This is a genomic window from Conexibacter stalactiti (genome assembly GCF_033542075.1).
GTDB classification, from domain to species: domain Bacteria; phylum Actinomycetota; class Thermoleophilia; order Solirubrobacterales; family Solirubrobacteraceae; genus Conexibacter; species Conexibacter stalactiti.
On the sequence record NZ_JAWSTH010000113.1, the window covers coordinates 1 to 20,554 of the forward strand.

Below are 20,554 nucleotides of genomic sequence, written 5' to 3' on the forward strand. Positions count from 1 at the left end.
CAGCCGGCGGGCCCGGCCCCGCGGGCGCCGCCGGCCAGACCGGCGCGGGCGGACCCTCCGGCGCGAGCGGTCCGGCCGGGCCTGCCGGCCGCCCGGGCTCCAGCGCCGGGATGCCGACGATCGCCTGCGTCGCCGCGACGGTCGTGAGAGCGCGCAGACGGATCCCCGCGCTGCGCTGCACGGTCACGGTCGCCGGTGGCGCGAGCGTCCGCGCGACCGCCGTCCGCAACGGCCGGCGGGTCGCCGTCGCCAGCGGCCGCGGCCGCCTGCGGATCACGATCGCCGGCCGGCGGGCCGCACAGCTGACGGTGACCACGACCCCGCGCGGCGGCGCCGCGCGGACCGTCAGAAAGAAGGTGAGCGCGGCGCGCTGAGCGCCGCGGGCACCTCGCCCGCGGGCGCGCGCGGCCTCCCGCGCCGCGCGCGCCCGTGCGCCCACCCCGCGATCAACCCGCGCGCCGCATTCGTCGCAGATGCGACAATCGGCTCCAACCAGGTCAACGATCCGGGGGAGACGATGAACCGGCACCTGACAGCCGCGACGGTCGTGGTCGCGACGCTGGCGGCGGTACCCATGACGGCGACGGCGGCGCCGCATGCGGCGGCGGTCGCGTGCGGCTCGCTGCCGAGAACGCGCGTGTACGCGATCGAGGCGACCGTCGTGAGATGCCCCGAGGCGCGCAGAATGGCGAAGACGCACGAGCGCTCGGTCGCCCGCAACGGCGCCTGCCGCCCGACCTCGACCCACTGCGTGATCGGCAGATTCCACTGCGTCTACCCGTTCGGGCCGAGACCGCCGCTGAGAGTCACCTGCGCCTGGCGCGGCGACTACAAGGTGACCTTCGCCTACCGCGCGAAGAAGGGCTGAGCGACAGATCGGCAGCGCCCGCCGCTGCCGGCGGCGGGCACGCTGAGCGGCCGCTCGCATGCGGGCGGGGCGGCCCGGGTACATGCCGTCAGGAGATGGCAGACGACCACCCCGCCCCCGACGACACGATCGACGCGCTGCAGCTGTTTCTGCGGCGCGCGAGCCGCTATCCGCTGCTGACGCCGGCCCAGGAGCTGGAGCTGGCGCGCCGGATCGAGCGCGGCGACCTGAGCGCCAAGGAACGGCTCGTCAACCACAACCTGCGCCTCGTCGTCTCGATCGCCCGCCGCTTCCAGGGCGTCAGCGAGCTGGCCCTGCTCGACCTGATCCAGGAGGGCGTCGTCGGGCTGATCCGCGCCGTCGAGAAGTTCGACTGGCGCAAGGGCTTCCGCTTCTCGACCTACGCGACGCTGTGGATCAGGCAGGCGATCCAGCGCGGGATGGCGAGCCACGGGCGCGCGATCCGGCTGCCGGTCAACGTCGCCCAGCGCGAGCGCAAGGTCGCCGCCGCCGCGCGACGGCTGGAGGCCGAGCTGGGCCGTCAGCCGACCGTCGGCGAGATCGCGCTCGCCGCCGACATGCCGGCGGCGCAGGTCGCCGAGCTGCGCGAGCTGGCCCGCTCGCTGACCAGCCTCGACCAGGTCGTGTCAGCCGACACCGACACGACGCTCGGCGAGCTGCTGCCGAGCGACGCGCCGCTGATCGACGAGCAGGTCGGGCTGCTGCTGCGGCGCGAGACGGTCCGCCGCAGCGTCGACGGGCTGCCCTCCCCCGAGCGCGACGTGATCAAGCTGCGCTTCGGCCTCGAGGCCGACGGCGCGCCGCTGCCGCACGCGCAGATCGGCCGCCAGCTCGCGCTGGCGCCGGCGCAGGTGCGCGCGATCGAGCGGGATGCGCTCGCGCAGCTCGCGACCTCAGGCGATCTGGCCGCGCTCGCCGACGCCGCCTGAGCGCCTCGTTGACACCACAAATGTGGTGATGGATCGAGCGATCTCGACCAAAACATCGCTAACACCAGTTTCCACGGGCTTTTTGCCCGGAACGAGGCTGTAGACCCGCGGCGCAGAGACTGAAATGTTTCTGGCCCATGAGCACTGAGATCCAATCAGGCGAGCACGAGCGACTTGGGCGCGCCGTGCGCGAGCTGCGTGCTCGGCGCGGTCTATCGCAAGAGGTGCTCGGCTTCAGAAGCGGGCTGCACCGCAACTACGTCGGCGCGATCGAGCGCGGCGAGATCAACCCCACCTTCCGCGTGCTGATCAAACTGGCTCACGGGCTCGGCTTCGAGCTGTCTGAGCTGGTGCTGCTGTGGGAGGAACGGTCGACCGACCCGCCCCCGAGACGGCGGCGACGCAGACGCAGATGAGAGCCCACGGCGAGCCGGCGTGATCCGGGGTTTCCGCCCTGCCGTCAGCAGGTACTTCCCAAGGTGAGCAGGTGACCATGAGGAGGACAGACGTGCAGGTCAACGACCTCGACCACGACCGGCTTCGCCGGCTCGCAGCGCTGCACCCACAGAACGGACACAAGGTGCTGAGCGTCTATATGGACCTCGATCCCGCCTCGTTCGGCACGCAGCCAGCTCGAGCCTCCCAGATCACGTCCCTGGTCGACGCGGCGGAGCGCCACGCGCGCAACGCCGATCTCGACAACGACGCCAAGAAAGCGCTGCGCATTGACGTCGGGAGGGTGCGTGACTTCCTCCGCGGCGACTTCTCCGCCAAGGGCGCCCACGCGCTCGCGCTGTTCGCCTCCGGCCCCTCCGACCTGTTCGAGGTGCTGCGCCTCCCCGACGCAGTGCCCGGCGCGGTCGTCGTCAACGACACACCGTGGCTCGATCCGCTGATCGGCCACGGCCGTGGCAGGCGCTGCATCGCGCTCGTCAACCGCCGCACGCTGCGGCTGTTCGCCGACACGCCCGACGGCTCGCTGCACGAGGTCGAGGCGTTCGCCGACCTGGTGCCGAGCCAGCACGACAACGGCGGCCTGTCGCAGTCCAACTACCAGCGCAGCATCGAGGAGGAGGTCCGCAAGCACCTCGACCACGCCGCGACCGCGCTGCTCGACCACTACCGCAGCGAGCCGTTCAAGCGGCTCGCGATCGGCATCTCCGCCGAGCGCTGGCCCGACTTCGAGCGGATGCTCCACCCCTACCTGCGCGAGCGGCTGCTCGGGCGCTTCGACGTCGACGTCGAGAACGCCGGCGCCGACCAGGCGCTCGCGGCCGCGCAGCCGCTCTTCGCGGCCGCCGACGAACGCCATCTCGGCGAGCTGCTGGACAAGCTCAATGCCGGTCTCGCACATGGCGAGAAAGCCGCCGCCGGCCTCGGCGACGTGCTCGACGCGCTCAACGAGCGGCGCGTCTCGACGCTGCTCTACGAAGCCGGCTTCGCCTCCCCCGGCTACGCCTGCCCGACCTCCGGCTGGCTCGGCGTCGGCCCCGGCGGCTGCCCCTCCGGCGAAGGGAACGCGGTCCCGCGCGACAACATCCTCGAGGACGCGATCGCCGCCGCGATCGTGCAGCGTGCCGACGTCCACGCGCTGCGAGATCGGCCCGAGCTGGGCCCGCACGGAGGGATCGCGTCCGTGCTGCGTTTCTGAATCCGTTCACACGTGGCGGCGGCGCACCTCTCCGCGCCGCCGCCGCTCAGCCGCTTGCGTCGGCGACCGTGCGGAGGCGATCCACGGTCCGCCGCAGCAGTCGTGAGATCTGCATCTGCGAGACACCCAGCTGCGTCGCGATCTCGCTCTGCGTGCGGTCCTCATGGAAGCGCAGCCAGAGGATCTCGCGCTCGCGTCTGGGCAGCGCGTCGAGCGCGCCCGCGATCGCCTCGCGGTACTCGACCAGCTCCAGCCGGCGATCGTCGTCGCCGAGCGCGTCGACGAGCGCGTCGCGCTCGCCGTCGGCGGTCGGGCGCGGCGCGTCGAGCGAGACCGTGTCGGTCGCGCGCGCCGCCTCCATCGCCTCCAGCACCTGCTCGACGGTCAGGTCGAGCGCCGCGGCGATCTGCGCCGGGGTCGGCGACCGGCCCTGCTCGCTCTGCAGTCGCGCGGCCGTTCTGTCGACGGCGAGGACCGCCTCCTGCAACCCGCGCGGAAGGTGCAGCGACCAGCCGTTGTCGCGGAAGTAGCGCCGCAGCTCACCGAGGATCACCGGCACCGCGTAGCTGGCGAACGCCGTCGTGCGGCGGACCTCGAAGCGGTCGACCGCCTTCACGAGGCCCAGCGAGGCGACCTGGACGAGGTCGTCGAGCGGCTCGCGGCCGTGGTAGTAGCGCAGCGCCAGCTGACGTGCGAGCGGCAGGAAGCGGGTGATCAGCTCCTCGCGCGCGCGTCGGTCGCCGCGCACGTGATACCGCTCCAGCAGCCGCCGGGTCCCGTGGACGCGATCGCTGCTGGCTCGGTGATTTCCGTCTCCGTCGCCCCGCCGCCGCGACGCCGCGGAGCGGACGATCGGGCCTCTGGTGGGCATGTCAGGACCGCTACCCCGGGTCGTCCCTGCCCAGGCGCCGGGGGCGCTCGCCGCTGGCTCGGCTGTCAGGTTGCCCACCTCAGGCGCGGGGTAGGGTCAGCGCGTGAACACCACCTCCCCCACCCCCGACCGCACGTGCGACGCGATCGTGATCGGCGCCGGCCCGGCCGGCGAGGTCGCGGCCGGCAAGCTCGCCGGCCGCGGCATCGAGACGATCCTGATCGAGCGCGAGCTGGTCGGCGGCGAGTGCGCCTTCTACGCCTGCATGCCGTCGAAGGCGCTGCTGCGCCCCGGTGCGCTCGTCGCGGAGACCAAGCGCGTCGCGGGCGTCAGCGACACGTCGTTGGAGACGATCGCCACGCTGCGCCGCCGCGACGAGGTGATCCACGACCTCGATGACAGCACGCAGCTGCCATGGGTGGAGGAGAAGGGGATCGAGCTGATCCGCGGCGTCGCGCGCCTCGACGGCGAGCGGCGCGTGCGCGTGACCGGCAGAGACGGCGAGGAGCTGCTGCTGGAGGCGCGGCGCGCGGTCGTGCTGGCGGTCGGCAGCGGCGCCTCGATCCCGCCCGTGCCGGGCCTGCGCGAGCTGCAGCCGTGGACCAACCGCGAGATCACGACCGCGCGACAGGTGCCGCCGCGGCTGCTGATCCTCGGCGGCGGCGTCGTCGGCGTCGAGATGGCGCAGGCGTGGGCGAGCTTCGGCGCGCAGGTGACGCTCGTCGAGGTCGGCGAGCGGCTGATCGCGCAGGAGGAGGAGCTCGCCTCCGAGCGGGTCGCGGACGGTCTGCGCGCCCGCGGCGTCGAGCTGCGGGTCGGCGTGAGAGCGACCGGCGCCCGCCGCGACGCCGCCGAGGCGACCTCGGTGCTGACGTTGGAGAGCGGCGAGGAGCTGCGCGCCGAGGTGCTGCTGGTCGCGGCCGGCCGTGCGCCGCACACCGGCGCGCTCGGGCTCGAGACCGTCGGGCTGGAGCCGGGCAGAGCCGTCGAGGTCGACGACCGCATGCGCGTGCCGGGCAACGACTGGCTGTACGCGATCGGCGACTGCAACGGCCGCGAGCTGCTGACCCATCAGGGCAAGCTGCAGGCGCGCGTCGCCGTCGCGCAGATCGCCGGCCAGGAGAGCGCCAGAGTGCACCCGATCGGCCCTCCCCCGCGCGTGATCTTCACCGAGCCGCAGGTCGCGGCCGTCGGCCACACGGAGGCGACCGCGCGCAGAGCCGGCCTCGCGGTCGACGTCGTCGACGCGCGGATCGACCACACCGCCGGCGCGAGCTTCGCCGGCAAGGGCGAGCAGCAGCACGCGCGCTTCGTCGTCGACACCGCGGCGCGCACGCTCGTCGGCGCGACCTTCGTCGGGCCCGACGTCGCCGAGTTCGTCCACGCCGCCGCAATCGCCGTCGCCGGCGCCGTGCCGGTCGACCGCATCGCGCAGGTGGCGGCGCCCTTCCCGACGCGCAGCGAGGTCTGGCTCGAGCTGACCGACTGGGCCGAGCAGACGGCGTGAAAGCGCTTTCGGCGTGAGGCCGCCGCGAAGGGGGCGAACTTCCGCACATGCAGGTGCGATAGCCGCTATCGTGCCTCTCGTTCGATGACCCTCCTGGAGCTCACCACCGAGACAGACGGCACGACCGTTCGGCTCGCGCTCGAAGGCGAGCTGGACATCGCCAGCGCCGGTCAGGTCGAACGCGAGCTGACGCGGATCGAACGCGAGGCGCCGCCGGCGATCGTGCTCGACCTGCGCAGGCTCGCCTTCATGGACTCGACCGGTCTGCGGATCGTCGTCGCCGCTGACGCGCGCGCCCGCGAACAGGGGCGCCGCCTCGTCGTCGTGCGCGGCCCCGAGGCGGTCCAGCGGATCTTCCGCATGACGCGCCTGGACGAGCGGCTCGAGATGGTCGACGAGCCGGCCGGCGCGCAGGCGACGTAGCGACCCTCGCTGTTTTCCTCGCCGCACGGCGGGTAGCGCTCCTGTCACGTCCGACATCAAGGAGGACCGACATGAGCAATGCACTGAACGGCAAGCGCTTCGCCTTTCTCGCGACCGACGGCGTCGAGCAGGTTGAACTGGTCGAGCCGCTGAAAGCTGTTCTCGACGCCGGCGGAGAGACCGACCTCGTCTCGCTCGAACGCGAGTTCCAGGGCTTCGACCATCTCGACAAGGCCGACCGCTTCACGGCCGACAGAACGGTCGACGAGGTCAGCGCCCACGACTACGACGGGCTCGTCCTGCCCGGCGGCGTCGCCAACCCCGACTTCCTGCGCCAGGACGCCGACGCGATCGGCTTCGTGCGCGACTTCTTCGAGCAGCACAAGCCGGTCGGGGTGATCTGCCACGGCCCCTGGACCCTGATCGAGGCCGACGTCGTCAGAGATCGCACGCTGACGTCGTGGCCGAGTCTCAGAACCGACCTCAAGAACGCCGGCGCCAACTGGGTCGACGAGCAGGTCGTCGTCGACGAGGGCCTCGTCACCAGCCGCAAGCCCGACGACCTGCCGGCCTTCTGCGCCAAGCTGGTCGAGGAGTTCGCCGAGGGCAAGCACGCCGGGCAGCACGCCGCGGCGTGACCACCGCTGCGCCGTTAGGGTACCCTAAGACCTTCAGGGTGCCCTGACGGCGCGGATCGTCGTGCGGGTCGCCTCCGATCGGACCTCCACCCCGAGGAGCATCATCCGCATGACACGTCTCCGACCGCGCAGCGTCGCCACCGTGCTCGCGTTGACGGCGCTGCCGGCCGTGGCACTGCCCGCCACCGCCGGTGCGGCGGCCAGCGGCAGCACCACGATCGAGCTGAAGGGCGCCGCGGCGTCGGCGCTGAACGCCCAGAAGGTGCGTATCAGCGCCCAGAAGCCGGCGCGCGCGACCGCCAGCCGGATCGTCCTGCCGGTCTCGGGTGGCACGGTCGCGGCGGGTGCGACGCTCAAGCACGGCGGCAGCGTGACCTTCCGCAGCACGGTCGGCGGCAGAGCGCGCAGCGCCAGGCTGACGGCGTGGCAGACGCGGATCGGGACGCGTGAGGTGACGGTCTCGGCGAAGCTCGCCGGCAAGCGCGTGACGCTGTTCGCGCTGACCGCGCCCAAGCGCGACGTCTCGCTCGACGCCGCCAACCGCACCGCGACGGTCGACGGCGGCAGAGCGCGTCTGACCGCCGCCGGCGCGAAGGCGCTGCGCACCCGTCTGGCGCTGAGACGCCTGCCGGCCGCGCCGCTCGGCGCCGTCAAGGTCGCGGCGAAGCTCGGCCCGGGGACGAACAGATCGACCGGCACCGGCAACGTCCCGAGACCGACGAACCCGACGACGCCCACGACGCCGACCACGCCGACGCCGACGGCCCCGGCCGTGTGCGACGGCTACAGCACCGGCACCGTGCCGGCCGCCGCGGCTCCGCTCGCGCGCCCCACCGAGGGCGCGTCGAATGTGGCGAGCGCGCCGATGGTCTGGTACGGCCGCGACAGCTGGATGCGCTACATCAGCAGCGGCCTGGGAGCCAACGACGGCATCCAGGTCAGCGAGGGCGCGACGCTCGGCGCGAGAGAGAAGTATCCGGAGGGGACGGAGAGCTTCCCGGACCCGACCAGAGGCCCCACGCTGGTCTACTCGGCGACGTTCGCCTTCGATGCCGCCAACAGCTGGTACCAGGCGGCCGGCAGCGACTCGAAGGGCCGCCTCGCCTACACCGGCGCGGTCCGCTTCCTCTGGGAGGCGCACGGGATCGACCTGACCTTCAAGAACCCCGAGATCGAGCTCAACGGCGCCAGCTCGCGGCTTGTCTTCACCGTCACCGGGGCGGCCTGCTCGAACCTGCCGGCGAAGCGCGTCGACCTCTTCAAGCTGACCGTCCCGGCCCCGACGGAGGCCGCGCCGACGTTCACCTACGCCCCGCTCGCGGCGAGAATCACCAACGCCGGCGCGACGCTGTTCAGCAACATGTACTTCGAGAGCAACGCCTGGGGCTCGATCCGCAACCTCGTCGTCACGACCGGCTGAGCGCCGCGCGTTCGCCACGCCGCCCGCGCCTCGCGGGCGGCCGTGGTGAGGGATGAGCAGCCTTAGGAAGCCCTAATTAGGCTACCCTTACCGCTGGCACGCCCATCCCCCAGGAGGATTTGCGCCGCATGCGCATGAACCCAATCGCAGCACGGACGCGACCGGCCGGCCGAATCGGCCTCGCGCTCGCCCTCACCGCCGGCACGCTCGCGGCCGCCGCCCCGGCGGCCCTTGCGGCGCCGTCGATCAGACTCGGACAGACGTCGAACTTCGACGTCGCCGCGCCGACGGTCGTCACCGTAACCGGGACCGAGTTCGGCGCGCCGAACACTGACCCCGCCAGAGGCGCCTACGTCGCGCTCACCGCGAGAGTCGACGGAAGAACCCTGTTCGACTTCGCCGGCGCGGCGACCCTCAGAGAGGGCGCCGCGGCGGCCGACAGACGGATCGAGGCCGACGGCAGATTCACGACGACCGTCACCGTCGCCAAGACCTTCAGAAGCGGCGCGACGACCGTCGACTGCTCCGTCACCCAGTGTGCGGTCACCGCGTGGAGAGCGCAGAGCTTCCCCGACGACACGCTGATCGCGACCAGACCGATTCACTTCGCCGTTCCGGGCATCGGCGCCCCGACGGTCGCCGCCGCGCCGACGACCGGCCTCAGCCGTGACGCAGACACGACGGTCACCGTCAGAGGCACGGGCTTCGACCCGAACAAGAACGGCGGGATCGGCTTTTACCTCGCCTACGGCCCGAAGACGGCCGACTTCTTCACGAACGCGACGACGTTCGCGACGACGAAGTGGATCCGCCCGGGCGCGGCGCCGGCCGCCAATGGCGACACGCTCAACCTCGACGGCACCTTCAGCACGACCCTGACGGTCTCGCCGACCTACACGACGAGAGAGGGCAGATCGTTCGACTGCCGCGTGATCGAGTGCGGGATCCTGACGATGGCCGCCCACGGCGTGCCGGACCGCTCGCTCGACACGATGACGCCGATCACGTTCGCCGCAGCGCCGCCGGTGACGCCGCCGGTCGTCCCGCCGGTCGTCCCGCCCGTCGTGCCGCCGGTGACGCCGCCGGCGCTCGCGCCGAAGGCCGTCGACTTCAAGAAGGCGCAGACGGTCGGCAAGAACGGCAGCGTGCAGATCGGCCGCGTCACCTCCAACGTCGACGCGACGCTGTCGGCGCCGAAGTCGGTCAAGGTCAAGATCGGCAAGAAGCGCTACACGCTCACGGTCGTCGTGCCGAAATCGGTCAAGGCCGGCAAGAGCGCGACCGTCAAGGTCAAGCTGTCGAAGAAGGCGCTTGCCGCGCTCAAGGGCCGCACCGTCAAGGTGTCGGTCTCGGTCAAGCTGACCGCGAACGGCAGAACCAGCACGGTCAAGACGACCGGCAAGATCACCGCCAAGAAGGCGAAGAAGGCCGCGAAGAAGGGCTGAGCCCCGCTTCGCGACGCAGCTTCCGGCGCCGGTCGGCGCGGGCCCTACGGGGTTCGCGCCGGCCGGCGCTTTGCGTTTCAGGCGCCGGTGTCGAAGCCCGAGTCGGGCTCTCTGCGCCCCAGCCACGCGATGTGGAGGGCGGTGTGGCCGTCGTCGCGCTGCTCGAGCGCCGCATCGACGTGCCAGACCTCGTGCAGCCGCTCGCGCACGAGCACCTCCGACGGCGGACCGCTGGCGACCGAGCGGCCGTCGGCGATCACCACGACGGTGTCGGCGACGGCGGCGGCGAGTGAGAGATCGTGCACGACCAGCACGACGGCGAGGCCGTCGGCGGTCAGGCCGCGCAGCAGCTTCGCGAGCGTCGCGGTCGCGCCGAGGTCGAGGTGCGAGGTCGGCTCGTCGGCCATCAGCACCGGCGCCTCCTGCGCCAGCCCGACGGCGATCTGTACGCGCTGCAGCTCGCCGCCGGAGAGCGTCGTCAGATGACGCTCGGCGAACTGCAGCACGCCGGCGCGCTCCATCGCGCGCTCGACCGCCTCGTGGTCGGCTCTCATCAGCCGGCCGAGCGGCTTGACGTGCGGCGAGCGGCCGATCCGGACCGCCTCGCGCACCGACACGCCGTCGGGCACGCGCGAGCGCTGCGGCACGAAGGCGCGCAGCTGCGCGAGCGCGCGGCCGCGCAGCTCGCCGATCTCGACGCCGCTCCATCTGACGCTGCCGCCCGACGGTCTCTGCAGGCCGGCGACGGCGCGCGCGAGCGTCGACTTGCCGGCGCCGTTGGGGCCGACGACGGCGATCAGCTTGCCGGCGTCGACGCGCAGGTCGGCGCCGTGCAGGATCTGCTTGCCGCCGATCTCGACGGCGACGTCGCGCGCCTCCAGCAGCGGCGCGCCGGCATCGAAGACGGGCGCCTGACGACCGAACGCCATCAGGTCTGCTTCCGCAGCAGGTAGAGGAAGAGCGGCACGCCGAGCAGCACCATCAGCGGCCCGACCGGCAGCTCGATCGGCGCCGCGACCGTGCGCGCGAGCGTGTCGCCGACCATCATCAGCGCCGCGCCCGACAGCGCCGAGACCGGCACCACGTAGGTGTTGCTGGTCGTGCCCGACGCCATCCGCACGACGTGCGGGATGAAGAGGCCGAGGAAGGTCACGAGGCCGGCGATCGCGGCGGCGCAGGCGGCCAGCATCGCGGCGGCGATCGCGGCCGTCAGGCGGATCGCGCGCGGCCGTGAGCCGAGCGAGGCGGCGACGTCGTCGCCGAGCGAGAGGCGGTCGAGCGGCCGCGCCAGCGCGATCGCGAAGCCGAAGCCGATCACGAGGTAGGGCCAGGTCACCTCGAGGTTTCTCCAGCCGTTGCTCGTGAGGCCGCCGGCGAGCCAGAAGATCGCGCCCTGGACGCGGTCGGGGTAGGCCGCCATCAGCGACGTCGTGCCGGCTTGGAAGGCGGCCGTCATCGCGATGCCGGCAAGGATCAGCCGGCCCGCTCCGCCGCCGCCGGCGCCGGTCGCGCCGATCACGAAGACGAGCCCGGCGGCGAGCAGGCCGAAGCCGAGCGCGCCGACCGGCAGCAGCGCGATCTGGTCGGGCAGCACGATCAGGATCAGGATCGCGCCGAAGGAGGCGCCGCCGGTGACGCCCATCACGTCGGGCGAGGCGAGCGGGTTGGCGAGCGCGCCCTGCAGCAGCGTGCCGGCGACGCCGAGCGCCGCGCCGACGACGAACGCCTCGATCATCCGCGGCAGCCGCAGGTCGAGGATGATCGTCTTGAGCGGGCCGTCGTCGGCCTGCCCCGTCAGCGCGTCGAAGACGTTCGAGAGCGGGACGTGGACGGCGCCGAGCGTCAGCGACCCGATCGCGGCGGCGACGAGCGCCACCACCGCGATCACGGCGACCAGGATCTGTCGAAGGTTCACCGGCGGGTCATCTCGTGCTGTGCGGCAGCGTCGCTACCGGTTCTTCAGGTACTTCGTCTGCACGTCTGCGATCGACTGCGCCGAGCTGGTCCACGCCTGCAGCAGCGAGTTGTCGGTCGAGATGTAGATGCGTCTGTTCTTCGCGGCCTTCGTGTTCTTCCACGCGGGGTTGGACGCGAGGTACTTGGCGATCTTCGGGATGTTCGATGGCGTGCCGTGCGGGACGGCGATGATGATGTCGGGGTTGCGCTCGACGATGATCTCGTCGGAGAGCTTGCCGAAGCCCTCGCTGAGGCTCGGCAGCCCGGCCGTCAGCAGTCTGCCGCCGGCCTGCGTGATCACGTCGCCGCCCCAGCTGTCGGGCATGAACGCCTGCACGCTGCGGCCGAGGCCGAGCACGAGCAGCACCGTCGGGTGTCTTCTGGCGCGGCTCTTGGCGACCTTGATGCGCTCGCGCTGCGTGTTCGCGAGCTTCTTCGCCTGCGCCGACTTGCCGACGATCTGGCCGATGAACTCGGTCTGTCGCGGCACGTCGGCGACGCTCTGCGGGTCGCTCTCGGCGACGCGGATGCCGATCTCCTTCATCGCCGCGTTGCCCTTCGCCCAGACCGGCGCGGACAGCACCAGCTGGGGGTTGAGCAGCGCCAGCTCCTCGATGTTGGGACCGAGCGGGTGCGCCAGCGTCATGCGCTCGACGCCCTTGAGCCCGTTGACGAACTTGTCGTGGCCGCCGAGCGTCTCGCCGATCGCGACCGGCTTGACGCCGAGCAGCGAGAGTGTGTTGGCGGTGAACGGCGTCAGCGCCGCGATTCTCTGCGTCGCGGCGCCGGCGGCGCTCGCGAAGCCGGCGACGAGCAGGAGCGACGCGAGCAGCGCTGCGAGCAAGCGCCGGCTCATGCGGGCACCTCGCTCTGCAGCACGTCGTACATGCGGACCTCGTTGCCGTGCGACAGCTGGCCTCTGCTGCCGGCGTCGCCGGAGTGCGCCTTGCGGAAGGCGTCGCTTCTGAGCCAGCCGTGGAACGCCTCGCGGCTCTCCCACTTGCTCGACACGAGGTACTCGTTCTCGCCGTCACGACGCAGCAGCTCGAAGCCGAGGAAGCCGTCGACCTCCGCGAGATGGCTCTCGCGAGTGCGGAACGCCTCTTCGAACTCCGCTGCCTTGCCTTCTGCAGCGCTGACCACGTTCATGACCACGATCATGTGGCTTCCTCTCAGATCTTCAGTGTCCAGGGTCTTCGGGTCCCCGTTTAGGCGAACCTAATTAGGGTAACCGAAGACCAGCGTCGGAGTTGCGCCGTCAGACGCCGCGTGCGCGCTTGGCCAGCTCGACCGTCGCGCCGCGCAGGCCGTCGGGCTCGTCGCAGCGCTCGGCGAAGCCGACGCGGAACGGAGCGTTGCCGCGCGGAGTGTCGATCGAGAGGTCCATCCCGTAGCGGTCGATGCCGCTCGCCTTCGCGGCCGTCGCGTCCGGGTAGCCGGCCAGCTTCTGCGAGATCAGCAGCAGCGCGTCGGCGTGGTCGTCGTTGAGGTGCGCGACGGCGTGGGCGGCGCTCGGCGCCGTCGGATCGACCGCGGCGGCCTTGTACGACGCGGCGTCGTCGGAGCCCATGATCCCGTAGCCGCCGACCCAGCGGACGCGCTCGACGTTCAGGACCCAGAGCGAGAAGTCGCCCATCTTCGCGTACGTTCTGCCGTACGGCATCGCCTTGTAGGCGGCCTCGCGGGCCTCCTCCTCGCGCGCGCCCTCAGGCTTCTCCCAGCGCCCGGCGAGCGTCACGCGGCCGCTCTGCAGCGGATCGGGGTTCGTGATCGGCGCCGCGACCATCAGGCTGCCGCGCTGGTCGCGCTCGAGGTTGCGGCCGTGCTCGGCCAGCGTCGAGACGAAGATCACGGGCGCGCCGTCGGCGAGCGTGCCGAAGACGACCATCGAGGCCCAGGGCGTGCCGTCCTCGCTCAGGGAGCCGAGCGTCGCGACGGTCGAATGCGCCAGCAGCGTGCGCGCCTCCTCGGCGGGCGTGCGGCGCTCGCCGGGCTCCGCGGGAGCCAACGGCGGCGGGAAGTACTGAAAACCGTCAGGAACAGCGTGATCGGGATTCGGCGCGCGCAGAGTGGACATTCGCGTTAGGTTACCCTGACTTGCCCTGGCCGGCAGCCTCGCGCTCGTGGCGTCCCGTGCGCGCCCATGCGCTAGCAGGCGCCGCACGTGCAGCTCGACCGGCCGGCCGGAGCGCATGGTGCGTCGAAGCTCTTTCGCCGCGACGGGGCCGTCAGGCCGCCGCGGCGAGCGCCCGCTCGAGGTCGACGAGCGGGCGGCGCACGCCGTCGCGCAGCAGCAGCCGCGGGTTCGCCTGCGTGAGCCGGTACGCCTGCGTGCTCGACGCGCCGGCGCGCAGCAGCAGGTGGAAGCCGAGCTGGAGCGTCTGCTCGCGCGAGCCGGGGTGGCCGTCGGAGGCGAGGCAGTAGGCCAGCCCCTCGCGCACCAGTCGCACGGCGGCGTCCTGCGCGTCGAGGCCGTGGTTGCCGAGCAGCGAGCAGACGTTGACCTGCAGCAGCGCGCCCTGCGCCAGCAGCGGCCGCAGGCGGCCGAGCCCGTCGCCGCCCAGCAGGCCGGCGGAGCGCTCCGGGTGCGCGAGCAGCAGGCCGTAGCCGAGCCCCTGCAGGCGCCGGAAGGCGAGCGCGAAGTTGTCGTCGATCCCGTCGAAGGGGCATTCCAGCAGCAGCCACCTGCTGCCCTCGGGCCCCTGGGCGATCCGCTCCAGGTCCGATTCGGGCAGCAGCAGCGCGTCGGTGTGAGCCAGCTCGGCGCCGAGATGCAGCCGCACGCCGAGACCGGCGGCTCTGATCGCCCGCTGCGCCGCCGCCATCCGGTCGGACAGCTCGCGGATCGGGACGCCGGGGAACTCGTCGCGCTTGACGTGCGGCGTGCAGGCGACGTCGCGCACGCCCTCGGCGTGCAGCCGCCGCGCATGCTTCAGCATGTCGTCAGCGGTCGCGGCCCCGTCGTCGAGACCGGGCAGCAGATGACAGTGGAGGTCGACGTACGACATGGGACCAGCCTAGGCCGGTCCCATTCGTCAAAAGTGCTGCAAATGTGACCTTCACACAAGTTTCACCGGGGCTTCTGCTCCTCGTCGGCCTCGGCGTCGACCTGGTCGGCCGCGCGCGGGTCCTCGTCGCTGCCCTGATCGTGCAGCACGGCGTGCGCCGACTGCTGGTCGCCGTGCGTCGCGTGCTCGACCAGTTCCTCCTCGGCCAGCTCGAACCCCTCGGCCTCCCCTTCGCCGGCCTCCGCCAGCGGGCGCTCGGCCGGGTCGAGGTCCTCATCTCCGGCGACACCGCCGATCGCACCCGCCTCCGCGGCGGCCGCCTCGGCCTCATCCTGCTCCCAGCGGGGATCTTCAGGCATCTCTGCCCTCCTGTGAGTGTCTCGTGTAGGCGTCGGCCTCGTCGGAGTCGCGGTAGCCGAGGTCGCTGGTGTCCTGGGCCTCACGTCTGGCGAGCCGCTCGCCCTCCTCGCGCGCAGCACCTTCGTCGGCGCCCTCGACGTCATCGGGCACCTGCTCGGCCGGCGCCTCCTCGGGCAGCTGGTCGGACTGTTTCGGGGTCTCGCTCATGACGGCTCCTGGTGTTGCACGGTCTCCGGGCCCTTCGGGTCCGGGCTGGGGATGTCGGGCGCCGGCGGGTCGGGCTGCACCGGCGGCTCCGGCGCCGGCACCTCGGGGCCGGGCGGGGCGTCGGGCGGCTCCGGCGGGGCCGGGTCCGGGACGGTCGGTCCGGGGTCGCCGGGGAGCGGCTGAGCGGGCTCAACCGGCTCCGGGACCTCCAGCGCCGGCATGGCTGCTGCGACGGGCATGGCGGCGTCCTCTCGTCAGTGGGGTCGCTTCGAACTCTTCCCCGCGCGGAGCGGGCGAAACGAGCGGCGGCAGGCTGTTTGGCATCGCGAGAGCCCGGGAAGCGGAAGGGACCAACCTCCGTCACCCACAGGGAGCTGTGCATGCCGACGACCGAGGACAAGCTCGTCCAGTACCTGACCGAGGCGCGTGCGATGGAGCTGGCGCTCGCGCGCACCCTGCAGGCACACATCGCCGTGACGCCGAGCGGCGCCTATCGCAGACTGCTCGAACGCCACCTGCGCGAGACGCGCGGTCACGCCGAGCGGATCTCGCGGCGGCTCGCCGACCTCGGCAGCTCGCCGACGATCGTGGGAGCCGTCTACGACGTCGGCCAGCGGCTCGCCGGCCAGCTGCTGGCGTTCGGCAAGACGCCGCTCGACCTGCTGCGCGGCGCCAGTCCCGAGGAGAAGCTGCTGAAGAACGCGAAGGACGAGGCCGCCAGCGAGGCGCTGGAGATCGCCACCTACGACGCGATCGAGGCGCTGGCCAGAGCAGCCGGGGACACGCTGACGGCGAGACTGGCCGCCGACCACCGCGCCGACGAGGTGCGGATGCTCGCCGCCCTGCGTGCGCAGCTGCCGGCGCTGACGGCGGCCGTCGTGGGTGCGGAGGTCGAGGGCAGACCGAGCTACGACCCGGCCAGAACCGGCGCCGCGCAGGCCGCCAGAGCGGCGGCACGGGACCTGAGACGCGACGTCGCGGACACGGCCGCCGACGCCGCTCGTGCCGCCCGCGGCGCGAGCGCCGGTGCCAGACGCGCGGCGGCGGGCGCGGTCGATGCCGTCGCCGAGACGATCGACGCGCCGAGAGAGACGACCGAGGAGCGTGAGGAGCACCGCCGGCCGTTCGCCGGCTACGACGAGCTGAACGTCGAGCAGATCGTCAGACGGCTCGACAGACTGACGCCGGCGCAGCTGCGCCACGTCGCGACGTACGAGCGCGCGCACAAGCGCCGCCGCGGCGTGCTGGAGGCGGTCGAGCGCCGCGCCGCCGAACACGAGCGCGAGACCGCGGGCAGCACGGCCGGGTGAGCGCTCCGTACCGCACCGTCCTGCTCGACGTCGACGGCACGCTCGTCGACAGCAACTACCTGCACGCGATCGCGTGGCAGCGCGCCTTCCGCGGCATCGGTCTGGAGCTGCCGGCGTGGCGGCTGCTGCGTCAGGTCGGCAAGGGCGGCGACAAGCTCGTCGCCGCCGTCGCGGGGGAGCAGGTCGAGCAGGAGCACGGTGACGAGGCGCGCGCGCTGCACGGCGACCACTTCGGCGAGCTGATCGACGAGGTGCGGCCGCTGCCGGGCGCGCGCGAGCTGCTCGTCGCGCTGCACGAGCGCGGCGTCGAGACCGTGCTCGCCAGCTCCGGCAAGGCCGAGGAGGTCGAGCGTTACATCGACGAGCTGCTCGACGCGCGCGACCTGCTCGCCGGCTGGACCAGCTCCGGGGACGTCGAGCAGTCCAAGCCGGCCCCCGACCTGCTCGAGACGGCGTTGGCGAGAGTCTCCGCACGGCCGGCGCTGCTGGTCGGCGACGCCGTCTGGGACGGCGAGGCGGCGCGCAACGCCGGGATCGACTTCGCCGCGCTGCGCAGCGGCGGCAACTGCGCGGCCGACCTGCGCGAGGCCGGCGCGATCGGCGTCTGGGACGACGCCGCCGCGCTCGCCGCCGACCTCGACGGCGCCGGCATCGCAAGCTGACGAAACCTCACCATTCCTCCTCATCGGCCGTGAGTGAACGGTGAAACCCCTGTCAGTCAAATGTCACTCGACCACTCAAGACTGTTTGAGCATGTGGATCAAATGGGCAAACATGCCCAGGACGATGGAGTGATCGACCAACATGCGTTACGGTGAACAGCTATGAGTGGCGATGCGACATGGGAGCTGTCGCAGCGCGGCGGGGACCGAATCGTCCCCTGCGCTGATACGGCTCGGACGACCGACGGACCTTTCGACAGGGTCCTCGCCTGCGCCGACGCCGCCCGCCTGCTCGACGTCTCGCCGACCGCGCTGCAGACGTGGTCGGAGCGGCTCGCCTTCCCCTGTGACGTCGGCGACGCCTCCGGCCCGCGCTTCCGCCGCGTCGAGATCGAGGCGCTGCGCGACGCGCTGCCCGACGCGCACTCGGTCACCGGCGCGATCCGCGCCGCCAGGCTGCGCGTCCACGTCTGACGCGCGTCGAGACGGCGGCGCCCGCGGGCGCCGCCTCCCGCCCTACGCCCGGACCGGCACGCCGCCGGACGAGCCGGCCTCCGGCGTGACGAGGATCGCGCCCTCGCCGGTCGCGTACGCCTCCTCGCCGTGCTGCACGATGTCCATCCCGATCGCCTCCTCGCGCTCGCTCGCGCGCAGCGGCGTGACGGCACCGATCACGCGCAGCAGCACGTAGGTGACGACGAAGGCGTAGGCCGGCGCGGCGACTATCGCGAGCGCCTGCCACAGCAGCTGCTCTGCGTTGCCGTACAGCAGTCCGTCGGAGACGCCGTTCCACGCCTCCTGCGCGAAGACGCCGATGAAGAGGATCCCGATCAGGCCGGCCGTGCCGTGCGCGGCGAGCACGTCGAGCGTCTCGTCGACGCGGGTGCGCGTGCGCCAGACGATCAGCGCGTAGCTCGGCAGCGCGGCGAAGGCGCCGAGCGCCATCGCCCAGCCGGGGCTGAGGAAGCCGCCGGCCGGCGTGATCGCGACGCAGCCGACGACGATCGCGGTCGCCGCGCCGATCGCCGTCACGCGGCGGCCGCGCACGAGGTCGAGCACGAACCAGACGACGAGCGTGCAGGCCGGCGCCAGCAGCGTGTTGGTGAAGGCGAGCACGCTCGCGTCGCCGGTTCCGAAGCCGCTGCCGCCGTTGAAGCCGAACCAGCCGAACCACAGCAGGCCGGCGCCGAGCAGCACGTAGACGGCGTTGTGCGGGAGCAGCGCCTGGCGGCCGTAGTCCTTGCGCGCGCCGACGACGAGCGCCGCCGCCAGCGCCGAGAAGCCCGAGCCCATCTCGACCGGGATGCCGCCGGCGAAGTCGAGCGTCCCGTTCGCCTGCAGCCAGCCGCCGCCGAAGGCCCAGTGCGCCAGCACGGCGTAGACGAGCACCGACCACAGCGCCGCGAAGATCAGGAACGGCCCGAAGCGCATCCGCTCGACGACCGCGCCGGAGACGAGCGCGACGGTGATCACGCAGAAGGTCGCTTGGAAGGCGAAGAACAGCAGGTGCGGGATCGTCGTGCCCTCGCGCGGCGCGAATGTGACGCCGTCGAGCAGCGCGTGACCGAAGCCGCCGATGATGCTGCCGTCACCGTCGAACGCGAGCGAGTAGCCGACCAGCGCCCACGTCACGACAGCGACCGCCATCGCCGCGACGCACATCATGAACGTGTTGAGCGTGTTCTTCGAGCGCACGAGGCCGGCGTAGAAGAGCCCGAGCGCCGGCGTCATCATCAGTACCAGCGCCGTCGCGATCAGCATCCAGGCGGTGTCGCCGGTGTCGATCCCGGCGGCCGCGGCCGCGAAGGCGGTCACTTCTCCACCGGGGTGACGGCGGCGACGTCGGTCTCGCCGGTGCGGATGCGGACGACCCGCTCCAGCGGCACGACGAAGATCTTGCCGTCGCCGACCTCGCCGGTGCGGCCGCCGCTGCAGAGCGCGTCGATCGTGCGGTCGACGAACGAGTCCGAGACCGCGATCTCGAAGCGGACCTTCTCCGAGAGGCCGACCTTCACGGTCGTGCCGCGGTAGGTCTCGACGCGGTCCAGCTCGCCGCCGTGGCCCTGGACCCTGGTCATCGAGACGCCCCGCACCTCCGCGCGGTAGAGCGCCTCCAGCACGTCGTTCGCCTTCTCCGGGCGCACGACGCCGATCACGAGCTTCATCGCAGTTCTCTCCCCGCTCCGGGCCAATGGGCGGCGGCAGCCTAGCCGGTGGGGCGGCGCGCGCGTCGCGGTTGCGGCCGCGATCTGCACAATTTCGTTCAGGCGCCTCAGCGCGGGACGGTTCGGTGAAGCTCCGGAGATGGGAGCAAAGCGAGCGCACGCGCTTGCAGGTCTCACCGTGGTCCTGCTCGCCATCATGCCCTCACCGGCACAGGCCGGCAGCGCGCAGGTCGCGGCGCTGCAGGTCGGGCTGCGCGCGGTCGGCGTCTCCCCCGGTCCGGTCGACGGGATCACCGGCCCGCGCACGCGCGCGGCGGTGCGCCGCCTGCAGGCGCGCCGCCATCTCGCCGTCGACGGCGTCGCCGGCCCGCAGACGCGCCGCGCGCTCGGCCGCCGCGGCCGGCCGTCGCTCGGCAGCCGGCCGCTGCGCAGCGGCCTGACCGGCTGGGACGTGGCGGCATTGCAGTTCCTGCTCAACGGCCGCGGCTACGAGCCGAGCGGCTTCGACGGCGCCTTCGGCCCCAACACGCTCGACGCGGTGCAGCGATTCCAGGGGGCGGCCGGGCTGTCGGTCGACGGGATCGCGGGGCCGGCGACGCTCGCCGCGCTGCGCAATCGCAGCCTCACAGCCACGTCCGCGCCCGACGGCGCGGTCGCCTTCCTGCGCCCGGTCTCAGGGGCGATAGGCGACGGCTTCGGCTACCCCGGCGGCCGCAAGCACACCGGGCTCGACTTCCCGGCCGCGAGCGGGACGCCGATCGGCGCCGCCGGCCGCGGCATCGTCGGCTTCGCCGGCTGGAACAGCGGCGGCTACGGCAATCTGGTCGTCGTGCGCCACCGGCTCGGCTACGAGACCTGGTACGCGCACATGTCGCGGATCGCGGTCTCGGTCGGCCAGTCGGTCGCCGGCGGCTCGGTGCTCGGCTGGGTCGGCTCGACCGGCCGCTCGACCGGCCCGCACGTGCACTTCGAGGTGCGGCTGTTCGGCACGCCGATCGACCCGGTCCCGCGGCTGCTGAACGCGGTGTCGGCGAGCGTCGGCGGGGCGCGTGGCGGCGCCGGGCGCGGCGGCGCCGAGCGCGCCGGCGGGAAGCCGCGCACGGGCGGCGCGCG

25 protein-coding genes and 1 pseudogene are annotated in these 20,554 nt (G+C 72.6%); 14 read left to right on the forward strand and 12 right to left on the reverse strand.

The window, feature by feature from the left end:
- From R7226_RS26740 to R7226_RS26760, 5 genes and pseudogenes are all read left to right on the forward strand, one after another.
- A pseudogene (locus R7226_RS26740) lies at positions 1 to 374 on the forward strand (hypothetical protein); the annotation flags it as partial.
- 143 nt (positions 375 to 517) lie between these two features.
- Entirely contained in the window at positions 518 to 868 is a 351-nt protein-coding gene (locus R7226_RS26745; protein WP_318600447.1) for a hypothetical protein, read from the forward strand.
- A gap of 95 nt (positions 869 to 963) precedes the next feature.
- The gene (locus R7226_RS26750; protein WP_318600448.1) at positions 964 to 1,818 is read left to right on the forward strand and encodes a sigma-70 family RNA polymerase sigma factor; all 855 of its coding nucleotides are present in this window, start codon (positions 964 to 966) and stop codon (positions 1,816 to 1,818) included.
- Between the two features lie 137 nt (positions 1,819 to 1,955).
- Positions 1,956 to 2,234 carry a helix-turn-helix domain-containing protein gene (locus R7226_RS26755; RefSeq protein WP_318600449.1) on the forward strand — a complete coding sequence of 93 codons (279 nt, stop codon included), beginning with the start codon at positions 1,956 to 1,958 and terminating at the stop codon, positions 2,232 to 2,234.
- Positions 2,235 to 2,311: 77 nt separating this feature from the next.
- Positions 2,312 to 3,469, forward strand: coding sequence for a baeRF10 domain-containing protein (locus R7226_RS26760; RefSeq protein ID WP_318600450.1), 1,158 nt, complete (start codon positions 2,312 to 2,314; stop codon positions 3,467 to 3,469).
- A gap of 46 nt (positions 3,470 to 3,515) precedes the next feature.
- Here the strand turns inward: R7226_RS26760 and R7226_RS26765 are convergent, their stop codons facing one another.
- Positions 3,516 to 4,217, reverse strand: a complete 702-nt coding sequence (locus R7226_RS26765; protein WP_318600451.1) for a SigB/SigF/SigG family RNA polymerase sigma factor — start codon at positions 4,215 to 4,217, stop codon at positions 3,516 to 3,518.
- 226 nt (positions 4,218 to 4,443) lie between these two features.
- On the opposite strand from R7226_RS26765, the gene R7226_RS26770 reads away from it, so the two are divergent.
- The 5 genes from R7226_RS26770 to R7226_RS26790 all read left to right on the forward strand — a co-directional run bounded on the left by R7226_RS26770 (position 4,444) and on the right by R7226_RS26790 (position 9,773).
- Positions 4,444 to 5,847 (forward strand): dihydrolipoyl dehydrogenase family protein, encoded by a 1,404-nt coding sequence (locus R7226_RS26770; protein WP_318600452.1) that lies wholly within the window; start codon positions 4,444 to 4,446, stop codon positions 5,845 to 5,847.
- An 84-nt stretch (positions 5,848 to 5,931) separates the two neighbouring features.
- Complete coding sequence (locus R7226_RS26775) at positions 5,932 to 6,270, forward strand: STAS domain-containing protein (RefSeq protein ID WP_318600453.1); 339 nt, start codon at positions 5,932 to 5,934, stop codon at positions 6,268 to 6,270.
- 71 nt (positions 6,271 to 6,341) lie between these two features.
- Positions 6,342 to 6,908 (forward strand): type 1 glutamine amidotransferase domain-containing protein, encoded by a 567-nt coding sequence (locus tag R7226_RS26780; protein ID WP_318600454.1) that lies wholly within the window; start codon positions 6,342 to 6,344, stop codon positions 6,906 to 6,908.
- 109 nt (positions 6,909 to 7,017) lie between these two features.
- Positions 7,018 to 8,328: an HtaA domain-containing protein gene (locus R7226_RS26785; protein ID WP_318600455.1), complete on the forward strand. Its 1,311-nt coding sequence runs from the start codon at positions 7,018 to 7,020 to the stop codon at positions 8,326 to 8,328.
- A gap of 128 nt (positions 8,329 to 8,456) precedes the next feature.
- Positions 8,457 to 9,773, forward strand: coding sequence for a hypothetical protein (locus tag R7226_RS26790; protein WP_318600456.1), 1,317 nt, complete (start codon positions 8,457 to 8,459; stop codon positions 9,771 to 9,773).
- A gap of 77 nt (positions 9,774 to 9,850) precedes the next feature.
- Here R7226_RS26790 and R7226_RS26795 read toward each other — a convergent pair whose 3' ends face one another.
- The 9 genes from R7226_RS26795 to R7226_RS26835 all read right to left on the reverse strand — a co-directional run bounded on the left by R7226_RS26795 (position 9,851) and on the right by R7226_RS26835 (position 15,543).
- Complete coding sequence (locus R7226_RS26795) at positions 9,851 to 10,702, reverse strand: ABC transporter ATP-binding protein (protein ID WP_318600457.1); 852 nt, start codon at positions 10,700 to 10,702, stop codon at positions 9,851 to 9,853.
- Positions 10,702 to 11,688, reverse strand: a complete 987-nt coding sequence (locus R7226_RS26800) for a FecCD family ABC transporter permease (RefSeq protein ID WP_318600458.1) — start codon at positions 11,686 to 11,688, stop codon at positions 10,702 to 10,704. The genes R7226_RS26795 and R7226_RS26800 overlap by 1 nt, the downstream gene beginning before the upstream one ends.
- A gap of 33 nt (positions 11,689 to 11,721) precedes the next feature.
- On the reverse strand, positions 11,722 to 12,585 hold the full coding sequence (locus tag R7226_RS26805) for an ABC transporter substrate-binding protein (RefSeq protein WP_318600459.1): 864 nt from the start codon (positions 12,583 to 12,585) through the stop codon (positions 11,722 to 11,724).
- Positions 12,582 to 12,878: an antibiotic biosynthesis monooxygenase family protein gene (locus R7226_RS26810; protein ID WP_318600460.1), complete on the reverse strand. Its 297-nt coding sequence runs from the start codon at positions 12,876 to 12,878 to the stop codon at positions 12,582 to 12,584. The genes R7226_RS26805 and R7226_RS26810 overlap by 4 nt, the downstream gene beginning before the upstream one ends.
- A 109-nt stretch (positions 12,879 to 12,987) precedes the next feature.
- Entirely contained in the window at positions 12,988 to 13,806 is an 819-nt protein-coding gene (locus tag R7226_RS26815; protein WP_318600461.1) for a HugZ family pyridoxamine 5'-phosphate oxidase, read from the reverse strand.
- A 151-nt stretch (positions 13,807 to 13,957) separates the two neighbouring features.
- Positions 13,958 to 14,737, reverse strand: a complete 780-nt coding sequence (locus tag R7226_RS26820; RefSeq protein WP_318600462.1) for a CpsB/CapC family capsule biosynthesis tyrosine phosphatase — start codon at positions 14,735 to 14,737, stop codon at positions 13,958 to 13,960.
- Between the two features lie 62 nt (positions 14,738 to 14,799).
- Complete coding sequence (locus tag R7226_RS26825; protein ID WP_318600463.1) at positions 14,800 to 15,096, reverse strand: hypothetical protein; 297 nt, start codon at positions 15,094 to 15,096, stop codon at positions 14,800 to 14,802.
- The gene (locus tag R7226_RS26830; protein WP_318600464.1) at positions 15,089 to 15,304 is read right to left on the reverse strand and encodes a hypothetical protein; all 216 of its coding nucleotides are present in this window, start codon (positions 15,302 to 15,304) and stop codon (positions 15,089 to 15,091) included. The genes R7226_RS26825 and R7226_RS26830 overlap by 8 nt, the downstream gene beginning before the upstream one ends.
- On the reverse strand, positions 15,301 to 15,543 hold the full coding sequence (locus tag R7226_RS26835) for a hypothetical protein (protein WP_318600465.1): 243 nt from the start codon (positions 15,541 to 15,543) through the stop codon (positions 15,301 to 15,303). The genes R7226_RS26830 and R7226_RS26835 overlap by 4 nt, the downstream gene beginning before the upstream one ends.
- Positions 15,544 to 15,684: 141 nt before the next feature.
- Between R7226_RS26835 and R7226_RS26840 the strand changes: the two genes are divergently transcribed.
- From R7226_RS26840 to R7226_RS26850, 3 genes are all read left to right on the forward strand, one after another.
- Complete coding sequence (locus tag R7226_RS26840; protein ID WP_318600466.1) at positions 15,685 to 16,614, forward strand: DUF892 family protein; 930 nt, start codon at positions 15,685 to 15,687, stop codon at positions 16,612 to 16,614.
- On the forward strand, positions 16,611 to 17,276 hold the full coding sequence (locus R7226_RS26845) for an HAD family hydrolase (RefSeq protein WP_318600467.1): 666 nt from the start codon (positions 16,611 to 16,613) through the stop codon (positions 17,274 to 17,276). The genes R7226_RS26840 and R7226_RS26845 overlap by 4 nt, the downstream gene beginning before the upstream one ends.
- 162 nt (positions 17,277 to 17,438) lie before the next feature.
- Positions 17,439 to 17,750 carry a hypothetical protein gene (locus R7226_RS26850; RefSeq protein ID WP_318600468.1) on the forward strand — a complete coding sequence of 104 codons (312 nt, stop codon included), beginning with the start codon at positions 17,439 to 17,441 and terminating at the stop codon, positions 17,748 to 17,750.
- Positions 17,751 to 17,792: 42 nt separating this feature from the next.
- On the opposite strand, the gene R7226_RS26855 is transcribed toward R7226_RS26850, so the two are convergent.
- On the reverse strand, positions 17,793 to 19,037 hold the full coding sequence (locus tag R7226_RS26855) for an ammonium transporter (RefSeq protein WP_404827908.1): 1,245 nt from the start codon (positions 19,035 to 19,037) through the stop codon (positions 17,793 to 17,795).
- Between the two features lie 50 nt (positions 19,038 to 19,087).
- Positions 19,088 to 19,441 (reverse strand): P-II family nitrogen regulator, encoded by a 354-nt coding sequence (locus tag R7226_RS26860; RefSeq protein ID WP_318600470.1) that lies wholly within the window; start codon positions 19,439 to 19,441, stop codon positions 19,088 to 19,090.
- A 196-nt stretch (positions 19,442 to 19,637) separates the two neighbouring features.
- Between R7226_RS26860 and R7226_RS26865 the strand changes: the two genes are divergently transcribed.
- On the forward strand, positions 19,638 to 20,554 hold a 917-nt coding region (locus R7226_RS26865; RefSeq protein ID WP_318600471.1), incomplete at its 3' end, for a peptidoglycan-binding protein.

Bases quoted from the DNA above. Each gene is read 5' to 3' on its own strand.
- R7226_RS26745 (WP_318600447.1), top strand. From the start codon at position 518: ATGAACCGGCACCTGACAGCCGCGACGGTCGTGGTCGCGACGCTGGCG.
- R7226_RS26750 (WP_318600448.1), top strand. From the start codon at position 964: ATGGCAGACGACCACCCCGCCCCCGACGACACGATCGACGCGCTGCAG.
- R7226_RS26755 (WP_318600449.1), top strand. From the start codon at position 1,956: ATGAGCACTGAGATCCAATCAGGCGAGCACGAGCGACTTGGGCGCGCC.
- R7226_RS26760 (WP_318600450.1), top strand. From the start codon at position 2,312: ATGAGGAGGACAGACGTGCAGGTCAACGACCTCGACCACGACCGGCTT.
- R7226_RS26775 (WP_318600453.1), top strand. From the start codon at position 5,932: ATGACCCTCCTGGAGCTCACCACCGAGACAGACGGCACGACCGTTCGG.
- R7226_RS26780 (WP_318600454.1), top strand. From the start codon at position 6,342: ATGAGCAATGCACTGAACGGCAAGCGCTTCGCCTTTCTCGCGACCGAC.
- R7226_RS26785 (WP_318600455.1), top strand. From the start codon at position 7,018: ATGACACGTCTCCGACCGCGCAGCGTCGCCACCGTGCTCGCGTTGACG.
- R7226_RS26790 (WP_318600456.1), top strand. From the start codon at position 8,457: ATGCGCATGAACCCAATCGCAGCACGGACGCGACCGGCCGGCCGAATC.
- R7226_RS26795 (WP_318600457.1), bottom strand. From the start codon at position 10,702: ATGGCGTTCGGTCGTCAGGCGCCCGTCTTCGATGCCGGCGCGCCGCTG.
- R7226_RS26805 (WP_318600459.1), bottom strand. From the start codon at position 12,585: ATGAGCCGGCGCTTGCTCGCAGCGCTGCTCGCGTCGCTCCTGCTCGTC.
- R7226_RS26810 (WP_318600460.1), bottom strand. From the start codon at position 12,878: ATGAACGTGGTCAGCGCTGCAGAAGGCAAGGCAGCGGAGTTCGAAGAG.
- R7226_RS26815 (WP_318600461.1), bottom strand. From the start codon at position 13,806: ATGTCCACTCTGCGCGCGCCGAATCCCGATCACGCTGTTCCTGACGGT.
- R7226_RS26820 (WP_318600462.1), bottom strand. From the start codon at position 14,737: ATGTCGTACGTCGACCTCCACTGTCATCTGCTGCCCGGTCTCGACGAC.
- R7226_RS26825 (WP_318600463.1), bottom strand. From the start codon at position 15,096: ATGCCTGAAGATCCCCGCTGGGAGCAGGATGAGGCCGAGGCGGCCGCC.
- R7226_RS26830 (WP_318600464.1), bottom strand. From the start codon at position 15,304: ATGAGCGAGACCCCGAAACAGTCCGACCAGCTGCCCGAGGAGGCGCCG.
- R7226_RS26835 (WP_318600465.1), bottom strand. From the start codon at position 15,543: ATGCCCGTCGCAGCAGCCATGCCGGCGCTGGAGGTCCCGGAGCCGGTT.
- R7226_RS26840 (WP_318600466.1), top strand. From the start codon at position 15,685: ATGCCGACGACCGAGGACAAGCTCGTCCAGTACCTGACCGAGGCGCGT.
- R7226_RS26850 (WP_318600468.1), top strand. From the start codon at position 17,439: ATGAGTGGCGATGCGACATGGGAGCTGTCGCAGCGCGGCGGGGACCGA.
- R7226_RS26855 (WP_404827908.1), bottom strand. From the start codon at position 19,037: ATGCTGATCGCGACGGCGCTGGTACTGATGATGACGCCGGCGCTCGGG.
- R7226_RS26860 (WP_318600470.1), bottom strand. From the start codon at position 19,441: ATGAAGCTCGTGATCGGCGTCGTGCGCCCGGAGAAGGCGAACGACGTG.